Here is a 15534-nt window from a genome sequence, read left to right on the forward strand (position 1 = left end):
GATGCGCCTGGTCTGTTCCTGGCTGGCAGAGCTCACCAGCGGCCTCGTGGCATGTCGTCTATGGCGCTACGGATCGCCGTGGCGGCGTTCTCCATTCGCTGCGCGGCCTTCATCAGCAGTGCGGCCCTGCCGTCCAGGTTCCCGAGGCTGTCGGCAGCCGACGCCAGGAGGCCGACGTTGTCCTCGAAGCTGCCCAACGACCGAGCAGCGTCACTGAACAACTCGATGGAGTCGGGGTCGATGCCGAAACCGTGGATGCGAGGATCGGCCAGCTCATCCAGCAGGGTGTTGAGGAGGCCGGCCAGCTCCGGGGCGGTCTTGGAGAACTCGGCCAGTGCCGGACGGACCTGGTCCAGGAACTGCCCCTGCGCCTCGGCGAGCATCTCGCCCAGACGGGCTTCGGTCAGTCCGGTGAGGCCCTCCAGCGCCTCGACGCTCTCGCCCTCGCGGCTGGCCTTCCACTTTTCGAGGATCTCCACCGGGTAGTCGGCGCTGCTGGCGCCGTCGATGGTGGTGTGGTGGGGAACGCACAGCAACAGCAGGTTCTTGAAGCTGTTGCGCTCCGGCACGGACCACGTGGCGTCGAACCGTTTCCCGCCACGGTTGATGGCCCTGATGTGGGCGATCTCCGCGTTCAGCTTGGGCACACCGTTGACCACCGTGATGACGCGGCTTGTGCACCTGGGCCAGTAGCAGTAGCCCCTGCACAGGGTCATCAGCCCGGCGAGTGTGGCGTTGTCGTACTTCCTCTGTGCCATGCGCCCCCCTCTGTGACAGTTCCTCCGGAATGTAGGTCCGCAGACGGCACCACGCCATGGCGCCTCTCAGTGGTCGTGCACCTCACGGTCGTCAGGCGGGCGGCATGGCCTTCAGTTCCGGCTCCCGCGCCTCGACGCGCTTCCGGGCTTCCCGGCAGAGCAGGCGAGTTCGTGTCGTTTCAAGGCGTCAGCGATGTGGCGGGTCCCCGGACGCCTGCCGCCGGGTTCGTCGTAGAGCGCTCGGACCGCGCCGAGTCCGGCGGCAATGGCCAGCCATTCCCCGCGATCGTCCCTGGGGGCGACGGCGGCAGTACGGGCCGCCCCACCAGCGCCTGCCACGAGCGCCAAGAGGAGTGATCGGCCGGTCTCCTTCCATCTGCCCCACAGCAGCTTGTTGGCCCCGGCCATGGCGCGTACCTCGGAGACCGCGACGATCAGGGGGTCGGCTTGCGCCCTCACCATGGCCCGATCCGCCTTTGTGTCCGTGCGCCTCTTGGTGGCCGTCGTCAGACACCAGGTCAGGACCGCGCTGAAGAGCGCCGTGCCGGCGCCACTGAGGAACTGGATCATGGCGCGATCCTGCCGCCGACCGCCTCCTCGGGTGGCCCGTTTCGAAAATCTTCCGTCCCGGAAGCCGTGTCTGAGAGAAGAGCGGAACGCCGACATCGGCCACCTCGACGGCCCGCCCGGTCGGGGAGGGCCGCCATGGAGCTGCCGGGCTGGCGCGCTGAAGCGTGGGCCATGCCTTGGCCTTCAAGTACTCGCCGCAAGTGCCTTCGGGTCCCCGGGGATTTCGCAGGGCCGCGTAGCCCAGGTAGTCGGTCGGTGTTACGGCCGCAGCCGGTCTACGTCCCGCTCTCGTTGTGCAGGGTCGCCGCCCTGGCTGCCCAGGCCAACATGCTCTGACCCCGCATGGACAGACCGAGCCGGTTCCAGTGGAAGAGCACGTGGTAGCTGAGTATCTGCCTCAATCCGCGGTCGAGCGTCCCGGATTGGACGGCATGGCTGAGCGCCTGGCCGGTGTGGTGGAAGGCGGCGCCCCATTCGGCGACGGGCTCCAGCGGCCCGCCGGTACGCAGGAGGGCTTCGCTGTCGGCGAGGAGTAGGGGCCGGATCTCCTGGGCGCGAGCCTTGAGTCGGTCCGCCGGGACATCGCCGATGGCCGAGCGGTGCTCGTTCGTGATGACTCGGTGCCAGACATCCCCCTGCTCGTACCACTCCAGCCCGGCGGCGCGCATCATGATCGTGCACAGGAAGACGGACAGTTCCCTTGGCCCCACAGCCAGGTCGCCGCGTTGCCGCAACTGCTGTGCCTCCCGGCTGTCGATGACGAACAGGGCGTGGGCGGCCGTCATACCGGCCTCACCCCCGAACGCTGCCGTCTCCGGCTCGTAGATGCCGGGCCACCAGCGTTGCAGGTGCCCGTCGGCGACGAGACGGTGGAAGCCGTCGCCGACGGTCGGCTTGGTCCCGCTCCCGATCGCGGTCCCGGTCCTGGGCCGCAGGTGAAGGCGCAGGCGCCAGCAGGGGTGCTTTCTGGTGTACCACCAGCCGTCGATGGTGCCTGCGGCCTCCGCCTCCCGCAGGAGGGGCAGGACGTACGTGGTGAAGGTGGTGTCGGCGTCCGCCCAGTCGGCGAAGTGGAGGTAGACCTGCCACCAGCCGGTAGTGGAGGCGTGGCGGGCCAGGGCCTCGCGGCCGGCCTGGTCGTAGACCGCCACGGCGTCGGACAGGTTTACGGGATCCATCCGGTACTGGTGTGCGGCGTCGGCGATCGGCAGACCGGTGAGGACGGCAAGGACCGCGCGCTGGGTCGGGCTCGGATCGGTCTGGATCAGTTGATCAAGAGACATGCGTCCCATCCGGTGGTCGGTGCCTGCTCCGAGGCGAAGGTGGTGAGAGCGAGCGCGGTGCCGGCGTCGCCGTTGATCAGCCCAGTCGCCGGGAGGTTGCCGGGCCGGGCCTGCGCGGCGAGGGTGTCGCCGAGGCGCTCCGGAAGTGCCTGGAGACGGAGGTCAAGGGCGTCGGAGGCGGCACGGGTCGCGGTTTGGTAGATGCCCGCCCACCCGTGGCACAGGCCGGTGTCGGTGACGTGGGCGAGCTGCGCGGGGTCGGTCAGGGCCCGGTACAGGGCGTCTTCGTAGAACGCCTGGAGGTCGGGTGCGCGCAAGGCGATCCCGGCGAGTTGCCCGGCCCGCGCAATGCCTGTCGTGCCGTAGCACCAGCTCGGGCGTGCGGGGGCCTCGTGGTGAGGGCGTCCGCGTTCGAGGTCGCGGCGGGAGACGTGCTCGGGCCACCACGGGCCGGATGGTGCGTGCTGGCACCAGGTGTCGAGGTATTCGCAGATGCTCAGCATGGCCTCTCGGTGGCCGCTGACGGTGATGTCGCGGCGCAGCGCCTGGGCCAGGAGGAGAAGGGGACCGGTGATGCCGTGCGCAGCCCCGAAGTTTCCGTGGCCGCCCGGGAAGAGGGGCGATTCGCCGCGGGCCGGGTCATGACGAACCCACCAGCCGGGCAGTCCGCGGCCCCCGGGAGCGAGCGGGCGGGTCAGGGCGACCAGGTACTGCAGGACTCTTTCGAGCGCGGCGCCTTCGGGCTCGGTGCGCAGAAGGTAGGCGCCGATGCCGGTGAGGCCGTAGAAGAGGTCGTACTCCGCGAAGGTAGGCAGATCGCGGCTGCTGATCCGAGCGAGCGCCGCATCCACGCGGCGGTGGGCAAGCGCGGTGATGTGCTGGTGGAGGGTCCTGCGCGCCGGGCCGTACAGGTGCTGAAAGGTTGGGGGGACGGCGGTGAGGAGGAAGCCGACGGCTGGGGCGCCCAAGAAGAGACCGGTGGTGTCGGCTGCGCTGATGTGCCCGGAGGCGGCGGCGGTGATCCACCGGTGGGCGGGGCGCCAGGGGCCGCCGAACCGGTCGGCCATCTCGATGTGCAGCAGGCTGATCCCGGCCGCTCCGTCGGCGAGGGAATGCACCGGCCAGGGGTCGTCCGGTGGCGGGAGAGGGGGTTCTGCCAGATGGCCGGCGTACTGCTCGAGGAGCGACACGGCGGTGGCGGTCGGTGCGGTCATCGGCTCGTCATCCGGTGCTGAAGGGCCGCGTTGCGTACAAGCCGCAGCGTGGCCGCCTCGGTGTTCGGGCTGACGCCCAGAGCCCGGACGTGGTGCTGGTGCAGCAGGGATCGGGCGACGGCGAGCGGGTCACGGTCCTGGGGCAGGGTGTTCCGGTAGACGTCCAGGGCGGCGGCGCGGGTCCGCCATGCTTCGGCAACCTGCGAGCCTTCGGGAAGGGCTGCGAGAGCGGATGCCCCTGCGGGCGCCGCGAGTTCGAGCACCTGGGTCCGCAGAGCCCGGTCCAGCCGCCCCGTGCCCTGGGGAAGGTTGTGCACCAGCCACTTCTCGGCCTCGGCGGCGCTCGGTGCGAGGTGGGTGACGAGGTCGAGGGCACTGGCCGCGGCGAGGGCCTGCGGGGCGAAGGCATCCGTGCGCTCGGTGAGCTGGATCTGTGCGAGGGCGGCGGCGGAGTCCGCTGCGAACACCTGGTGCGCGGCGTCCATGGCCGCCGCGTGGCCGAAGCGCCCGGTCTGCGGTTGGTAGGTGGCCAGGACGAGACCGGACGCCAGGCCGAGGGCGTGAAGAGTGTTCGCCCAGGCGTGGGCGCGTTCGGCCGCGGTGCCGTACGTGCCCTGCGGCAGGTGCAGTGTGAGGTCGAGGTGCTGATCGGTGTCCGGGCGGGCCATCTCCCGGTACCGGGTGAACCACCAGATCGGCGGCGTGTCGCCGAATGCGGTGAGAAGGCGGGGCAGGTGCCTGCTCAGGATCTCGTCGTACCGGCTTGGGTGGGCGTGGAGTTGGGCGTGGAGGATGTCGCCGCCGCCGGGCAGGTGCCGCCTGGGAGCGGAGGGGATGGCCGAGCGCGGTCGGGGCACGCCGGCGTGCTCGGACTGAGGAAGACCGAGGGGGAGCCATATCTCGTGCGCCCGTCCGATCCAGCCGTGGGCGTCGCCGTCGGGGACCTCCCGCAGATCCAGACGCCGCAAGTTGTCGAGGGCGGAGCGCAGCACACGGCGGTGGACTGGGTGGGTCAGGTCCAGTGGAAGGCGCTGGTCGTACTCGATCATGGCGAGGTGGTTCGGGACGCGGAGGCGGTCTCGCCAGGCGTCGAAGGCTTGATCCCACTGCGCCGCCGAGGCTGTCCGGCCGGGCAGGTCTTCGGCCGTCAGCAGCCATCGGGCCTGGGTGAGGATGGTGCGGCGGTAGCGCACCCGAGGCAGGAAGGGCAGCCGGGCGGCTGCGCCGAAGTCGAACGGCTTGTAGGCGGCATACCGCGCGGTGGCCACCTCGGCGAGGAAGCGAGCCAGCGGCGGGGTCTGGGTGCCGGCTTCGAGGGCGTGCAGGACTCGCACGTCGATGTGGCTTCCGGTGGAGAGCTGCACGAGGTGGAAGGTGCGGGCGTCGGCGGTGACGGCGATGTCCGCGAGCTGGATCGTCGTCCCGTCGGCCGCCTGATGGCCGGACAGTTCGATGACGTGGGGCAGCAACCGGGGTGTGCGGGTGACGTTCTCGTTGCGGCGGCGGCGCGGAGGGAAGACGAGCTGAGCAGGGAGTGTGCCCGGGGCACTGCGATACGTGGCGGCGAGCGCGTCCTGCTGCGACGGCGGCAGGACGTGGGCGAACCGGCCGGCCATGCTGCTGCCGGGGCGCGGGACCGACGTCAGCAGTACGTCGAAGGCTCCGCGGGCGAGCGCCGTGCTGCTGGACGCGTGGACCTCGAAGGCGACTTCCACCCGGGGCACGAACAGCCGCTCGTCACTTCCGGCGGCCTTCTCCAGGGCGTCGATCGTCGCGTCGGTGAGCCGGAGTTCGTCGCGGCCGTCCATGAGAACTTGCTGCACCAGGGCGAGCAGCACCTCGTCGCGGTCGGTGAGCGGCTTCGGCGCGGGGCCGCGCTCGGAACCGACGTACCCCGCGGGCAGTCCAAGGCCGCTGTCGGCCACCAGGTCCATCACCGGTACCAGGGCACCGACGCCGTACTGGGCTCGGAAGCGGCGGTGGTAGTCGCGCCAGTACTGGTAGCCGTAGGGCTGCGGCGTGGTCCGGTACAGGCCCGCTACGGCCGCTTGCACCTCCGCGACCACGGCCTGCGGAAGCTGCACCTCGCCGTCGAGGGCGACGTCGATGAGCAGAGGCGTCGGGGTCACCGGGGAGAGGTCGCGCATCCGCGCTGCCACGGCGCTCACGCCGGGGCCGGAAAGGACAGGCTGGAGCGTGGAAACGTCCTCGCACACCGTGTTCAGCGCATGAACCAGGTCCCGGACATCCGGCACGGTCTCCGTCTGGTGCCTCTCCAGCTCACGACACAGGTACTGGAAGGCGTCCACGGTGGTCATGGAGGCCCACAGGCTGGTGATGAGGAGTTGCTGTTCGATCAGGCTGCCGAGGAGGGCGTCGACCTGCTCTGCCTTGGCCTGCGGGAAGTGGTCGCGCAGATGGGTGTGAAGGTCGAGGTAGGTGATGGGGGTACGGGCCGCGTCCATGGCGGCGGCCACCGGCCGCGCGTGGCGGACGGATATCTCGACGGGGGCCAGGAGCCGGGCGTAGCCGTCGGCGGGCGGGCCCGGCGCCACAAGCCGGTCGCCGCGGGTGCGGGCGGCGTTGTTGGCGATCAGCGGTAGCCGCTTCAGCAGCTCGGGGCTGCGCTGGAGGCGCAGGATGATGTCGGTCACCCACTCGGCATCGGGTCGGATCGCCACACGGTGCTTGTTTCGCCATCGCACGCTTGCCCGGGGCCCGACCGACAGGGGAGCGGTGCCGGCGAACAGGCCGAGCGGCGTGGGACGGTGCTGCCACCGCAGGAGGTAGGAGGCGGCGGACATCGCGGTACGGCGGACGTGGCGGGGGTCGCTCCGCTTGCCCTGGCCCACGGACTCGATCGCGGCAGACAGGACGGGGGTGGCCAGCTCCAGCGCAATGCGGACCTCTTCGCGCTGCCAGATGCGGTTCAGCCAGCCGCGGGTGACGGCCACGTCGTCCAGGTTGAGGGTGCGGGGTACGTCCGCCGGTCCGGGGCTGGTGGTGGCGCGCAGCATCGCGGCGCCCTGCCACTGGTAGTTGGCGACTGCTCGGGGAGCCATGGTCCCTTCCTTCAGGCGACGCGCGGGAGGGGAGGGCCGGGGGCCGGGCGCGTCTCTGCGCCCGCCCCCGGCGAGGGAGTGGCCTGGATCAGGCCGGGTCCTCCACGAAGGAGTTGCAGGCGGAGGAGTTGGTCGCGCAGGTGGTGCCGCAGCCGTCGCCGGTGGAGCACATGAGCTTGCCGTACGCGTGCTCGGCAATGACGACCTTCACGTCCAGGGGCGCGAAGTCGTCGTCGAGGTCCGCCGGCGGGGCGGGCGGGGCCAGAGTGGCGCTCGTCATGATGGTGCCCTTCCTTCCATTCGGTGGTGCGGGACGGCCTGGCTCCGGGTGTTACGCCGAGGGCCAGGAGAGCGAGATCCGGCTGTGCACCTTGTCGATGAGCCGGTCGGCCGGGATCTGGTCGTCGGGGGTGTTCGCCGGATAGACCCGGATGACCGGGCTGGGGCCGCCGCGCCGGTTGGCTTCCCAGTCGTGCAGCACGTCGGCGATCTTGTCGGCGAGCTGCTTCGCGTTCGGGCCGAGAGCGTGCACGCCGTACTCGACGTGCTTGTTGTCCTCGGTGCGGCGGGTGACGAGGTAGGCGAAGGTGTCGTCCTCGACGGCAGCGAGGGCGAACCGCTTGTTCGACGGGGCAACCAGGCCCGTGTCCAGGTCTTCGTCGACGGCCATCGTGCAGAAGCCCGGCAGGCTGATCGCCATCGTCATCTGGAGGGTGTCGAGGAGTTCCTGGAGGCCGATGGTGACGCCGGTCCACAGCTCGTGGCGCGGTGTCTTGACGGCGTTGTCCAGCCGGTGTGGGTCGGCCGGCAGACCGTCATCGAACCGCAGCCCGATCTCCGGGGTGCCGTTGACCAGCAGGAGTTCTTCCCGGTGGGCGGTCGATCCCTGCATCGGGACGAAGCCGCAGATCTGCGCCGACTCGCTCTCCAGGTAGTCGCCGTGCTCACCCGTGACCTGGGTGAAGGCGACCGAGCGGGTCAGGCCTCGCATCCGCAGCGGTACCACGAGCCGGCCGCCCTGCTTGAGCTGCGAGGTCCAAGCCGGGGAGATGTCCCACGCTCCGGCGGTCACCATGACGACGTCGACCTCACCGAGGTCCGGGATCGGCTCGGCCGCGTCGGCGGTGACGACGCGCACCCTGTCGTAGCCGTGCTCGTCCAGGAGCCGAAGAGCGCGTTCGGTGACGACGTGGTCGATGTCCACGGTGACGACCTCACCGTCCTCGCCGACGAGTTCGGCGAGGTAGGCCGCGTTCAGCCCGCCTGAGCCGATCTCCAGCACCCTCATCCCGGGCCGCACCCAGGCCTGTTCCAGCATCATGGCCTGGATCTGCGGGGCGGAGACGGAGCTGAGCTGCATGCCGTGCTCGTCCGTCTTGGTGATCACGGCGGCGTACGTGTCGTACGCCTTGTCCAGCGGTGTGTCGGGGGTGAACGCGTGGCGGGGCACCTTGCGCATCGCCGCTTCGATCTGTGGCGAAGAGATCGTGCCGTCCGCGCACAGCTCGTCCACCACCTTGTTGCGCAGGCTGGTCGCCTCGTCGGGCTCGAGGGTCGTGTTGGTCATGAAGTTCCTTCGGTCGTACGTGTTCGAGGGGGAGGCCGGCACGAACGTGCCGGTGGGCCGGGAGGCTGTGGCGGCTGTTCTCCGTTCTCGTCGGCACATCCAGGGCCGGCGGTGTCGTGGTGGACGGCGCGCGAGGGTTCGGGCGCTGGTGAAGCACCGCCCGACGGCCCGATCCGCGCTCAGGACCGCCGGGCGGCCGTCTGGGCGGCGGGCAGGTTGGGGAAGCCGGGCTGCTCCAGGAGGACGTCACGGGCCTTGAGCCCGAAGCAGAAGGGACGGCACAGGGAAGTACCCACCTCGTCGCGTGCCTCCAACGGGAGCAGCGAAGAACGGCATGCGCGGGGTTCGCACAGCGACGCTCTTGTCCAGGAGCCAGGTGCCGGCGACTCGCTGCTCGTTGTAGTCGAAGTCGTACGCGTGTTGCGGGGCGGCCACCACCGTGGCGGTCACCGTCGGGTGCTTGACGGCGTTGGGGGCGTGCATCAGTCGGCCCCCTTGATGTAGCGGGCCTCGATCAGCTCTTCGACCAGATCGGAGGTCACGAAAGCCAGGCGGCGGGCGAGGCCGACGGCTTGCTGGTGGTCCGCCGGCGTGCGCTCACTCCGGATGGGCAGCCCTCGCTCAACGAACCCGACGATCTCCGCGGTGGGCGGGTACCTCTCGTCAGCGACAGCGATGTCGCTGAGCTGCTTCAGGTGGCCGCGAAGGCGTTCAACCAGCGCCTCGGTCGTGGCCACGGGTGGGGGCTGGTTACCGATCGCCATGTCGAGGTCGTCGAAGATCGCTTCGACGTCCAGCGGCTGCCAGGCGGCGATCCGCGCCAGGACGAACCTCAAGCCGTCCTCGTCGAGCGGGGGCTCCCACGCCGGGACGTCGCGCTCTGCCTTCGGGGCGGTCATGGTGGCGTTCACTGATCTCCCTGGGGGAGAACCGGGATCGTGCACCAAGTGTTCGTACCGTCAGGACGGGTGCCCCACTCGCCACCGTGCTGCTCAGTGATGGCCTGGACAAGAATCAGGCCGCGTCCGTTCTCCGCATCGTCGGCCGGCTGCCTGATCTCGGGATGGCGACCGGTCTCGTCCTTCACTTCGAGGGTGAGAAGTCCGTGGTCGAGCCCGAGCATCATGGTGATCGAACTGCCGCGGCTGTGCGCGATGGCGTTCGTCACCAGTTCGGAGACGATCAGCTCAATGTCGTCGGCGAGCGGGGAGAGGCGGCAGTACTCCAGGCGCGCCCTGGCGAGGCGGCGCATCGCGGAGACGCGTTGGGCGTCACGATCGGGGATGTCCTGGCCTTCGCTCCGCGCGCTGATGGCGAAGCACGCTGCCATCGCGTCGTGGGTACGGGGGAGCACGTGTCGAGAGGGCAGCACGGGGGCTGCCATCGTCGCCGTCACGACAGTTCCCGTGCTCTGGCGCTCTGCTCGTGGAACGACGAACTGAGGCCACCGCCCCGGCGACGCTGGGCAGGCAGGGCGGTGGGCAGCGAGGCAAGGGACGGAGGAAACGGCGTGACCGAAGCATCGGCCAAGGCTCGTCGCCGGGCGAGATCGCCAGCGGTGCGGCGGGGGCGGCCGTTCACACTGCATCACCGCCCGGCTCGCCGACGAGGAAGGCGCCGAGCTGGGTGCGGATGTCGGCCGCTTCCTCGGCTGTGAGGATGAGACGGAGCGGCGTGCACTCCGCGGACCCCTCGCACAGGTCGAGGGGAACCGTGAAACGTCCGGCCTCGGTGTGACTCACCTCGGCTCCGGCCGAGAGACGCAGGTGGCGCTTCTCGGCCGGTAAGGGTGTTGCGACGCCTTCCGCTGGAACGTGACTCGTCGTCATAGCCCGTAACTTAGGGCTATTTGGAGCGTTCACCCCTGAGAAAAACTCAGGGCTGAGTAACGCTCAGGGGTCACATGATCACTAAGCGGCGAACCCGACGTGCTGTGCGACTTCGCGCAGGTCGTCCCGCCACAGCGGCTTCTCCCGCTTCAGCAGCTCGGCGACAGCCTCCCTGACCAGCGGAGAGAACACGATCTCCTCGGGGGACTGCTTCTTGAGCTTCCCGAGGATGTGCACCGTGGCATAGTCGTCACGCTGGACCCGGTTGAGGTTCATGACCTCGATCAGGTAGCGCGTTCGGCGTTCCAGGGGCAGATCCCCGTTGACCTCTACCGAGTCGGCGACGCGAAGAGCCTCGCTGATGTCTCCTTCCTCGGCCATCAGGTGAACCTCGTGCATCGCCACGTTGGTGGGGCCGAAGCAGGTGTGCCAGTGGTTGAGGTCTCCGCCGACCCTTGTCACGGCCTGCTGGGCTCCTCGGTACAGGTCCCAGGCCACGGGACTGGTCGCCCGGACCGCGGCGACGGCGCCCTGCAAATGCAGCGCTCCGTACGCCGACCAGTGCTCGGGCGAGGCGTCGTCGGCCGGCTTGCACTGCGCGATGGTCTGCCTGGCCAGTTCGAGGCTGTCAGCCACATCGCCGGTGGAGGTCAGCACGCAGGAGAGGTTCCAGGCCGCCGCGGCGAGGAGCGCAGGGTCGCCCGTGTTGTCCGCGAGGGCCAGACCACGGTCTGCGGCGACCCTCGCGAGGGTGGGTTCGCCGACGCGCCGAAGCCAAATCTGGTGGAGGCCGTACAGGCTGATGAGCTGTCGGAGGATGGTGGACTCGTCCTCGGCACTCGCGTCTCGGAGCGCCGCGTGCCCCTGCCGCAGTAGCTTCGGCAGACGCCCGCCGACGTCCCGGTAGCGCGCTTCCGCCTGTGTCTCGTACACCTTCCAGGCGTCGTTGACCGACTCCACGAAGTCCTCTGCGGTGACGCCCTCAACCCGCAGCGGGAGCAGCGACGAGGGCAGAGAGAGGGCCTGGCGGATCGCCGGGACGTGCTCGTGCTCAGCTTCGCCGGTGGCGATACCGGACACGTAGCCACCGGTCAGATCCTCCATGCTGCACCGAAGCGCCTGACACAGAGCGACGAGGACCGTCACACGGTCAACCGGCATCCGGTCGGCTTCGATCTTGTAGACCCAGTTCTCTGACCTGCCGATGAAGTCGCCCAGGGCCTTCTGCGACATGCCGCGTCGCTCTCGGTGCCACTTGATCCTTTGGCCGATGCTGAACAACTCTCCGTTAATAGGCATCCGTTGACCGTTCCTCGTCTCAGACAGGGCACTCGTAAAGAGCGTATGCCCGGCCGCATCGGACAGGGGTGATACTGGTCTTCTCTCCCCTTGGGAGGGCACTCACGGTCCCCCGGCGGCACGCGCGGCCGGGGGACCGCTTCCGGTACCCACGCACATCCGCAGGGAGCCCGCATTGACCACCTCCTACCGTGGCCTGATCCTCGACTTCGGCGGCGTCCTGACCACCCGCATGAGGCTCAACGGCGAGGCGTTCGAGAAGTCCGAGGGGCTGGAGCCCGGCGCCTACTTCCACGCCCTCAACGAGAACTCCGAGGGTGTCGCGGTCTACTCGGCTCTCGAGGTCGGCGAGGCCACCCAGGAGGATTGGAACCGTGTGATCGGCGGAATCCTCGGCATCGACCCGACGGATCTGATGCGGCGCGCTCTGGCAAACTTGCGCCCCGAGCCGCAGATCGTCGCCGCGGCCCAGCGGGCTCGCGCGGCGGGCATCAAGGTCGCGATGCTGAGCAACAGCTTCGGTATCGAGCCGTACAACCCGTACGAGGACAAGGGCATGTGGAACGACTTCTTCGACGCGGTCGTCCTGTCGGAACTGGAAGGTGTCCGCAAGCCCTCCCCGCTCATCTACCAGCGTGCGCTCGACAGCCTTGACCTGACCGGGCCGGAGTGCGTGTTCGTGGACGACCACGCCGAGAACCTTCCGCCGGCCGAGGCCCTGGGCATCCGGACGGTTCACCACACCACGGACCCCGAGGCCACGGCCAAGCTGCTTGATTCCCTATTGTTGGACTGGACTTCCGCCGCCTGACGGCGTCGTCGCTCGGGCCTTCGCAACTGCTGCTCGGGCGGGTCCGCCGGTACTGCGGGACGACGGCGAGCGGGTCACGGGTGCCGACACCGTGACGGCGGTCGTACGCCGTGTCGGCGGTGTGGAAGCCGTCCGCCCACCGGCCGGCCCGGTTTCGTTGTCGAAGAGAACACGATCCATGAGCACGTGCTGAAGGCCGGGCAGTGGCGGGACTCCGTCGTGCACGCGATTCTCGACCGTGAGTGGCAGTTCGCCCCCTGAGGGGCTCGCTTTGGGGGCGGACTGCCCGCTCAGCCTGTGGTGTTGAAGCCCCCGAGGGGCACCTTGGACAGCGGGTCGTCCTGTGTCCGGTGGTGGGGCCGGTCGTACACCGTGTCCGCGGTCTTCGACTCGGGGGACCAGCGGCCCCGGCGGTTGCGCTCCGCCAGGGGCACGCCCGCCGCGATCATGTCGGTGTTGGGGCCGGCCCGCAGGGAGTGCGCCGTGACCTTCTTTCCGGCGATGTAGGGGATGCCCGCCAAGTCGGCGAGGCGCTGGAGGCGTTCGTTGATCGCGCCGCCCTTCATCCGCTCCCCCCGCTTGGTCGCAAGAGTGCGGTTGGCCAGGTTCCCCTTGACCGTCAGGGCCCGGAAGACAGGTTGATCCGCCCCGTCCGCGCCGAGCCGTCTGAGCACGGCGAACCAGGCGCGGGCCCGGGCGACGAGCTGAAGGTCCGGGCGGTCGGCGATGAACTCCGTCGAGCCCTTCGCCTGCTTGTCCGTCTTACTGGTCGCCGTGGTGACGATCAGGCCCATCGGCACGATCTTCACATGCTTGACCAGGAGATCGGTCAGCTCCCGGCGGCGGTGCAGGTTGCAGTAAGCCAGGACCAGGGCGAAAGCGTCACGGATGCCGATGTGCGTGGTCTCATCGCACTGCTCCAGGCACACGAGCAGGTACGGGATGGTGAGCGCGGCCGACCGCTCGATCTCACCGCCGGCCCCCTTCCACTCCTGCCGCCACAGCCGGATCTTCCCGCGCACGCGCGACGGGTCCGGCCGCATGTCTTCGGACTGCCAGTTGTAGATCCGGCTCATGTACTGGCGGACCGTGTCCGGCTTGAACTCCCCCGCCTTGCCACGGCGGATCAGGTGCAGCCCGTACGCGGTGTACGTCGCGGTGGTGCACGGCCGCGCGATCCGTGGCGGGTCCTGCCGTGCGCACCAGTGCTGGAAGGCGCGCACCGTGGAGTCCCGGTTGAGCAGCGTGTTCTCGGCGAGGTCCGGCTGGTCGAGTTCCTCCTTGTCCGCCGCGGAGACGCGGAAGTCGGCCTCGGTCCACGGTGGCCGCGCCTCGGCGCGCGGCGGCATCTCGCCGGGCCCGAGCACAGTGTGCCGGTTGACGAGGTAGCGGACCGGCTCCACCGCCTGGCCATCCACCAGCTCGGCGTCGTAGACCTCCAACTCGGCGGCGGCTGCAGTGTCGGCGGTCAGTCGGTCCAGTCGCTCTACGCTCACCGCCGGGTGCTCGCAGTGGCCCTCCGGGCGGTATCCGTCGCCTCTGTTCATGAGCGTTTCCCCTCCCCTAGGTACCGGCTATTCCAGGCAGAATAGCCGGTAAGGGCGGCTTAACGGGGGAGCGGCATGCCGGAGCTGGATCGCCTGTGAGTGGTAACCCTGATTAAACCCTGGACTCGCAAGCGGAGTTGTGGCAGCGTGTGTGTATCCCGGGTATTTCCCGGGTCAGTTCTGTGAGAGGGATCCTCCGTGGAAATCACCATCCGCCTCCCCGACCCGCCATCGCCGGAGATCGTCACCGCGCTAGCCGACCTCATCGCCCGTATCGGACCCGACGCCACGGTGTCCACCGACATCCAATGGACCGTGGACCGGGCTGTGAAGCTGCTGCGGGACACCAACGCCCGCACTCTCCTGTTCGTTGAGGCAGCGATCGAAGGCAACGGCTGGGTGGATGGACCGGCCTACCGCGAGAAGTGGGGCGAGACCGCGCTGCGCGGACCATCGCAGACGATCACCAAGGCCATCAAGCGCGGCGCCGAACAAGGACATTGGTCACCCGACATCACCCCGCCGTTCCGGCCAACCACCCCCGACAAGAGCGGGTGGTCCAAGACTGGCGGTTACTACCTCGCCGACGGGCTCCTGCCCATCTTCACCGAGGCCATGAACATCCTGGGAGAGCCATCATGACGCGGATTCCGTTATCCGGGCTTCGGCACACGCCCGAACTCCTCCTCGCCTCGTTGCGCCCTGGCCGTCGGCAATGACATGGCGGCCCACCTGGGCAACGGCCGCTATATAGGGCTCCGTCGCAGTAAATCCTGTATTTACTGCGATACCACCATGACGAGTCATTAGACGCGAGAAGTCCGATAAGCGGCCCTCGAAGCGGAACCTCTGTTACCGCCTATCGCTGTCACACGCTGGCCCTCGCCCCCGGTCCAGCCCCGAGCATCACCCTGCGCTACATGTCCGTTCGCCGTAGCTATACAAGAACAGGGCCCAGGGGTGCAGGGCGCTGCAGGCCGGGGAGCCGACACGGCTGTCACACCGCGGCGGCGGACTGCGCCTGGTACTCGACATCCAGCCGAACGAGGGGCCCGCCGGCGTCCGGCTGGAACGGGAGGACACCCCGGCGCGGCCGCCACGGGCTCCGCGGCTGACCAGCGGTTCTCCTGGCCCTACGAGAGAACGATCCAGTCCGGAGCAGTGGAACCCGGCGTCCACCCGAGACGACACTCGGGACCTCGGCCTGCCCAGCATCAGCCATCGACAACGAAACGGACCACCGACTCCGTCGGCGGCCCGTCAAGAAAGATCGAGGCTAGGGCACCTACTGGTGGACGTCTTGGCAGGTCAGAGGCAATTTGAGGCAGCACAAAATAGCCGGATCCTGCGGTCCTAAGCAGCCTAGAAAACGCGGAAGTTGAGCGTTTTCTGAGCCGCTGGCATCATGCCGACGGCCTGGAAAGAGCCTGCATCCCGCGTCAGACCAAGCGGTCTCCAACGGTCAGAAGGGGTTCGGGGATGGCCGTTCTAGGGGTTGCCTGGCTTCGAGCCGAAGGCATCCCCCTAGGACAGGTCGCTGCTCGTTCCCGGCGTCCATCTCCCGACCCATCCCCCCTCTGAACAGCTCGTATAC

Annotated in this window: 15 protein-coding genes and 1 pseudogene; 2 read left to right on the top strand and 14 right to left on the bottom strand. The window is 69.1% G+C overall.

All coding sequences use genetic code 11. From position 1 onward, the window contains the following. Positions 1-32 precede the first annotated feature (32 nt). From ACTYVM_RS21450 to ACTYVM_RS21510, 13 genes and pseudogenes are all read right to left on the bottom strand, one after another. Positions 33-758: a hypothetical protein gene (locus ACTYVM_RS21450; RefSeq protein WP_445527473.1), complete on the bottom strand. Its 726-nt coding sequence runs from the start codon at positions 756-758 to the stop codon at positions 33-35. A gap of 111 nt (positions 759-869) precedes the next feature. Then, a complete protein-coding gene (locus tag ACTYVM_RS21455) occupies positions 870-1328 on the bottom strand; it encodes a hypothetical protein (protein ID WP_445527474.1) in 459 nt (152 codons plus the stop codon). A gap of 275 nt (positions 1329-1603) precedes the next feature. After that, positions 1604-2611 carry a thiopeptide-type bacteriocin biosynthesis protein gene (locus ACTYVM_RS21460; RefSeq protein WP_445527475.1) on the bottom strand — a complete coding sequence of 336 codons (1008 nt, stop codon included), beginning with the start codon at positions 2609-2611 and terminating at the stop codon, positions 1604-1606. After that, positions 2593-3825 carry a lanthionine synthetase C family protein gene (locus tag ACTYVM_RS21465; protein WP_445527476.1) on the bottom strand — a complete coding sequence of 411 codons (1233 nt, stop codon included), beginning with the start codon at positions 3823-3825 and terminating at the stop codon, positions 2593-2595. Before ACTYVM_RS21465 ends, ACTYVM_RS21460 begins: the two co-directional genes overlap by 19 nt. Next, complete coding sequence (locus tag ACTYVM_RS21470; RefSeq protein ID WP_445527477.1) at positions 3822-6887, bottom strand: lantibiotic dehydratase; 3066 nt, start codon at positions 6885-6887, stop codon at positions 3822-3824. The genes ACTYVM_RS21465 and ACTYVM_RS21470 overlap by 4 nt, the downstream gene beginning before the upstream one ends. Before the next feature lie 88 nt (positions 6888-6975). After that, positions 6976-7167 carry an FxLD family lanthipeptide gene (locus tag ACTYVM_RS21475; RefSeq protein ID WP_445527478.1) on the bottom strand — a complete coding sequence of 64 codons (192 nt, stop codon included), beginning with the start codon at positions 7165-7167 and terminating at the stop codon, positions 6976-6978. Positions 7168-7218: 51 nt separating this feature from the next. Further along, positions 7219-8454 (bottom strand): methyltransferase, FxLD system, encoded by a 1236-nt coding sequence (gene fxlM, locus ACTYVM_RS21480; RefSeq protein ID WP_445527479.1) that lies wholly within the window; start codon positions 8452-8454, stop codon positions 7219-7221. A gap of 179 nt (positions 8455-8633) precedes the next feature. Then, positions 8634-8768, bottom strand: coding sequence for a hypothetical protein (locus tag ACTYVM_RS21485; protein ID WP_445527627.1), 135 nt, complete (start codon positions 8766-8768; stop codon positions 8634-8636). A gap of 16 nt (positions 8769-8784) precedes the next feature. Next, positions 8785-8937, bottom strand: a pseudogene (locus ACTYVM_RS21490) (DUF6302 family protein); the annotation flags it as partial. Then, entirely contained in the window at positions 8937-9353 is a 417-nt protein-coding gene (locus ACTYVM_RS21495; protein WP_445527480.1) for a DUF6415 family natural product biosynthesis protein, read from the bottom strand. The pseudogene ACTYVM_RS21490 and the gene ACTYVM_RS21495, both read right to left, overlap by 1 nt. 8 nt (positions 9354-9361) lie before the next feature. Continuing rightward, positions 9362-9850: an ATP-binding protein gene (locus tag ACTYVM_RS21500; RefSeq protein WP_445527481.1), complete on the bottom strand. Its 489-nt coding sequence runs from the start codon at positions 9848-9850 to the stop codon at positions 9362-9364. A 181-nt stretch (positions 9851-10031) separates the two neighbouring features. Further along, positions 10032-10196: a hypothetical protein gene (locus ACTYVM_RS21505; protein WP_445527482.1), complete on the bottom strand. Its 165-nt coding sequence runs from the start codon at positions 10194-10196 to the stop codon at positions 10032-10034. A gap of 168 nt (positions 10197-10364) precedes the next feature. Then, positions 10365-11582, bottom strand: a complete 1218-nt coding sequence (locus ACTYVM_RS21510; protein WP_445527483.1) for a helix-turn-helix domain-containing protein — start codon at positions 11580-11582, stop codon at positions 10365-10367. A gap of 175 nt (positions 11583-11757) precedes the next feature. Between ACTYVM_RS21510 and ACTYVM_RS21515 the strand changes: the two genes are divergently transcribed. After that, positions 11758-12393 (top strand): HAD-IA family hydrolase, encoded by a 636-nt coding sequence (locus ACTYVM_RS21515; RefSeq protein WP_445527484.1) that lies wholly within the window; start codon positions 11758-11760, stop codon positions 12391-12393. A gap of 290 nt (positions 12394-12683) precedes the next feature. Here ACTYVM_RS21515 and ACTYVM_RS21520 read toward each other — a convergent pair whose 3' ends face one another. Beyond that, complete coding sequence (locus tag ACTYVM_RS21520) at positions 12684-13889, bottom strand: site-specific integrase (RefSeq protein ID WP_445527485.1); 1206 nt, start codon at positions 13887-13889, stop codon at positions 12684-12686. 249 nt (positions 13890-14138) lie between these two features. On the opposite strand from ACTYVM_RS21520, the gene ACTYVM_RS21525 reads away from it, so the two are divergent. Then, positions 14139-14582 carry a hypothetical protein gene (locus ACTYVM_RS21525; protein WP_445527486.1) on the top strand — a complete coding sequence of 148 codons (444 nt, stop codon included), beginning with the start codon at positions 14139-14141 and terminating at the stop codon, positions 14580-14582. Positions 14583-15534: the final 952 nt, after the last annotated feature.

It is taken from the genome of Streptomyces cyslabdanicus, assembly GCF_052663305.1.

Bases quoted from the DNA above. Each gene is read 5' to 3' on its own strand.
- ACTYVM_RS21450 (WP_445527473.1), bottom strand. From the start codon at position 758: ATGGCACAGAGGAAGTACGACAACGCCACACTCGCCGGGCTGATGACC.
- ACTYVM_RS21455 (WP_445527474.1), bottom strand. From the start codon at position 1,328: ATGATCCAGTTCCTCAGTGGCGCCGGCACGGCGCTCTTCAGCGCGGTC.
- ACTYVM_RS21460 (WP_445527475.1), bottom strand. From the start codon at position 2,611: ATGTCTCTTGATCAACTGATCCAGACCGATCCGAGCCCGACCCAGCGC.
- ACTYVM_RS21465 (WP_445527476.1), bottom strand. From the start codon at position 3,825: ATGACCGCACCGACCGCCACCGCCGTGTCGCTCCTCGAGCAGTACGCC.
- ACTYVM_RS21470 (WP_445527477.1), bottom strand. From the start codon at position 6,887: ATGGCTCCCCGAGCAGTCGCCAACTACCAGTGGCAGGGCGCCGCGATG.
- ACTYVM_RS21475 (WP_445527478.1), bottom strand. From the start codon at position 7,167: ATGACGAGCGCCACTCTGGCCCCGCCCGCCCCGCCGGCGGACCTCGAC.
- fxlM (WP_445527479.1), bottom strand. From the start codon at position 8,454: ATGACCAACACGACCCTCGAGCCCGACGAGGCGACCAGCCTGCGCAAC.
- ACTYVM_RS21495 (WP_445527480.1), bottom strand. From the start codon at position 9,353: ATGACCGCCCCGAAGGCAGAGCGCGACGTCCCGGCGTGGGAGCCCCCG.
- ACTYVM_RS21510 (WP_445527483.1), bottom strand. From the start codon at position 11,582: ATGCCTATTAACGGAGAGTTGTTCAGCATCGGCCAAAGGATCAAGTGG.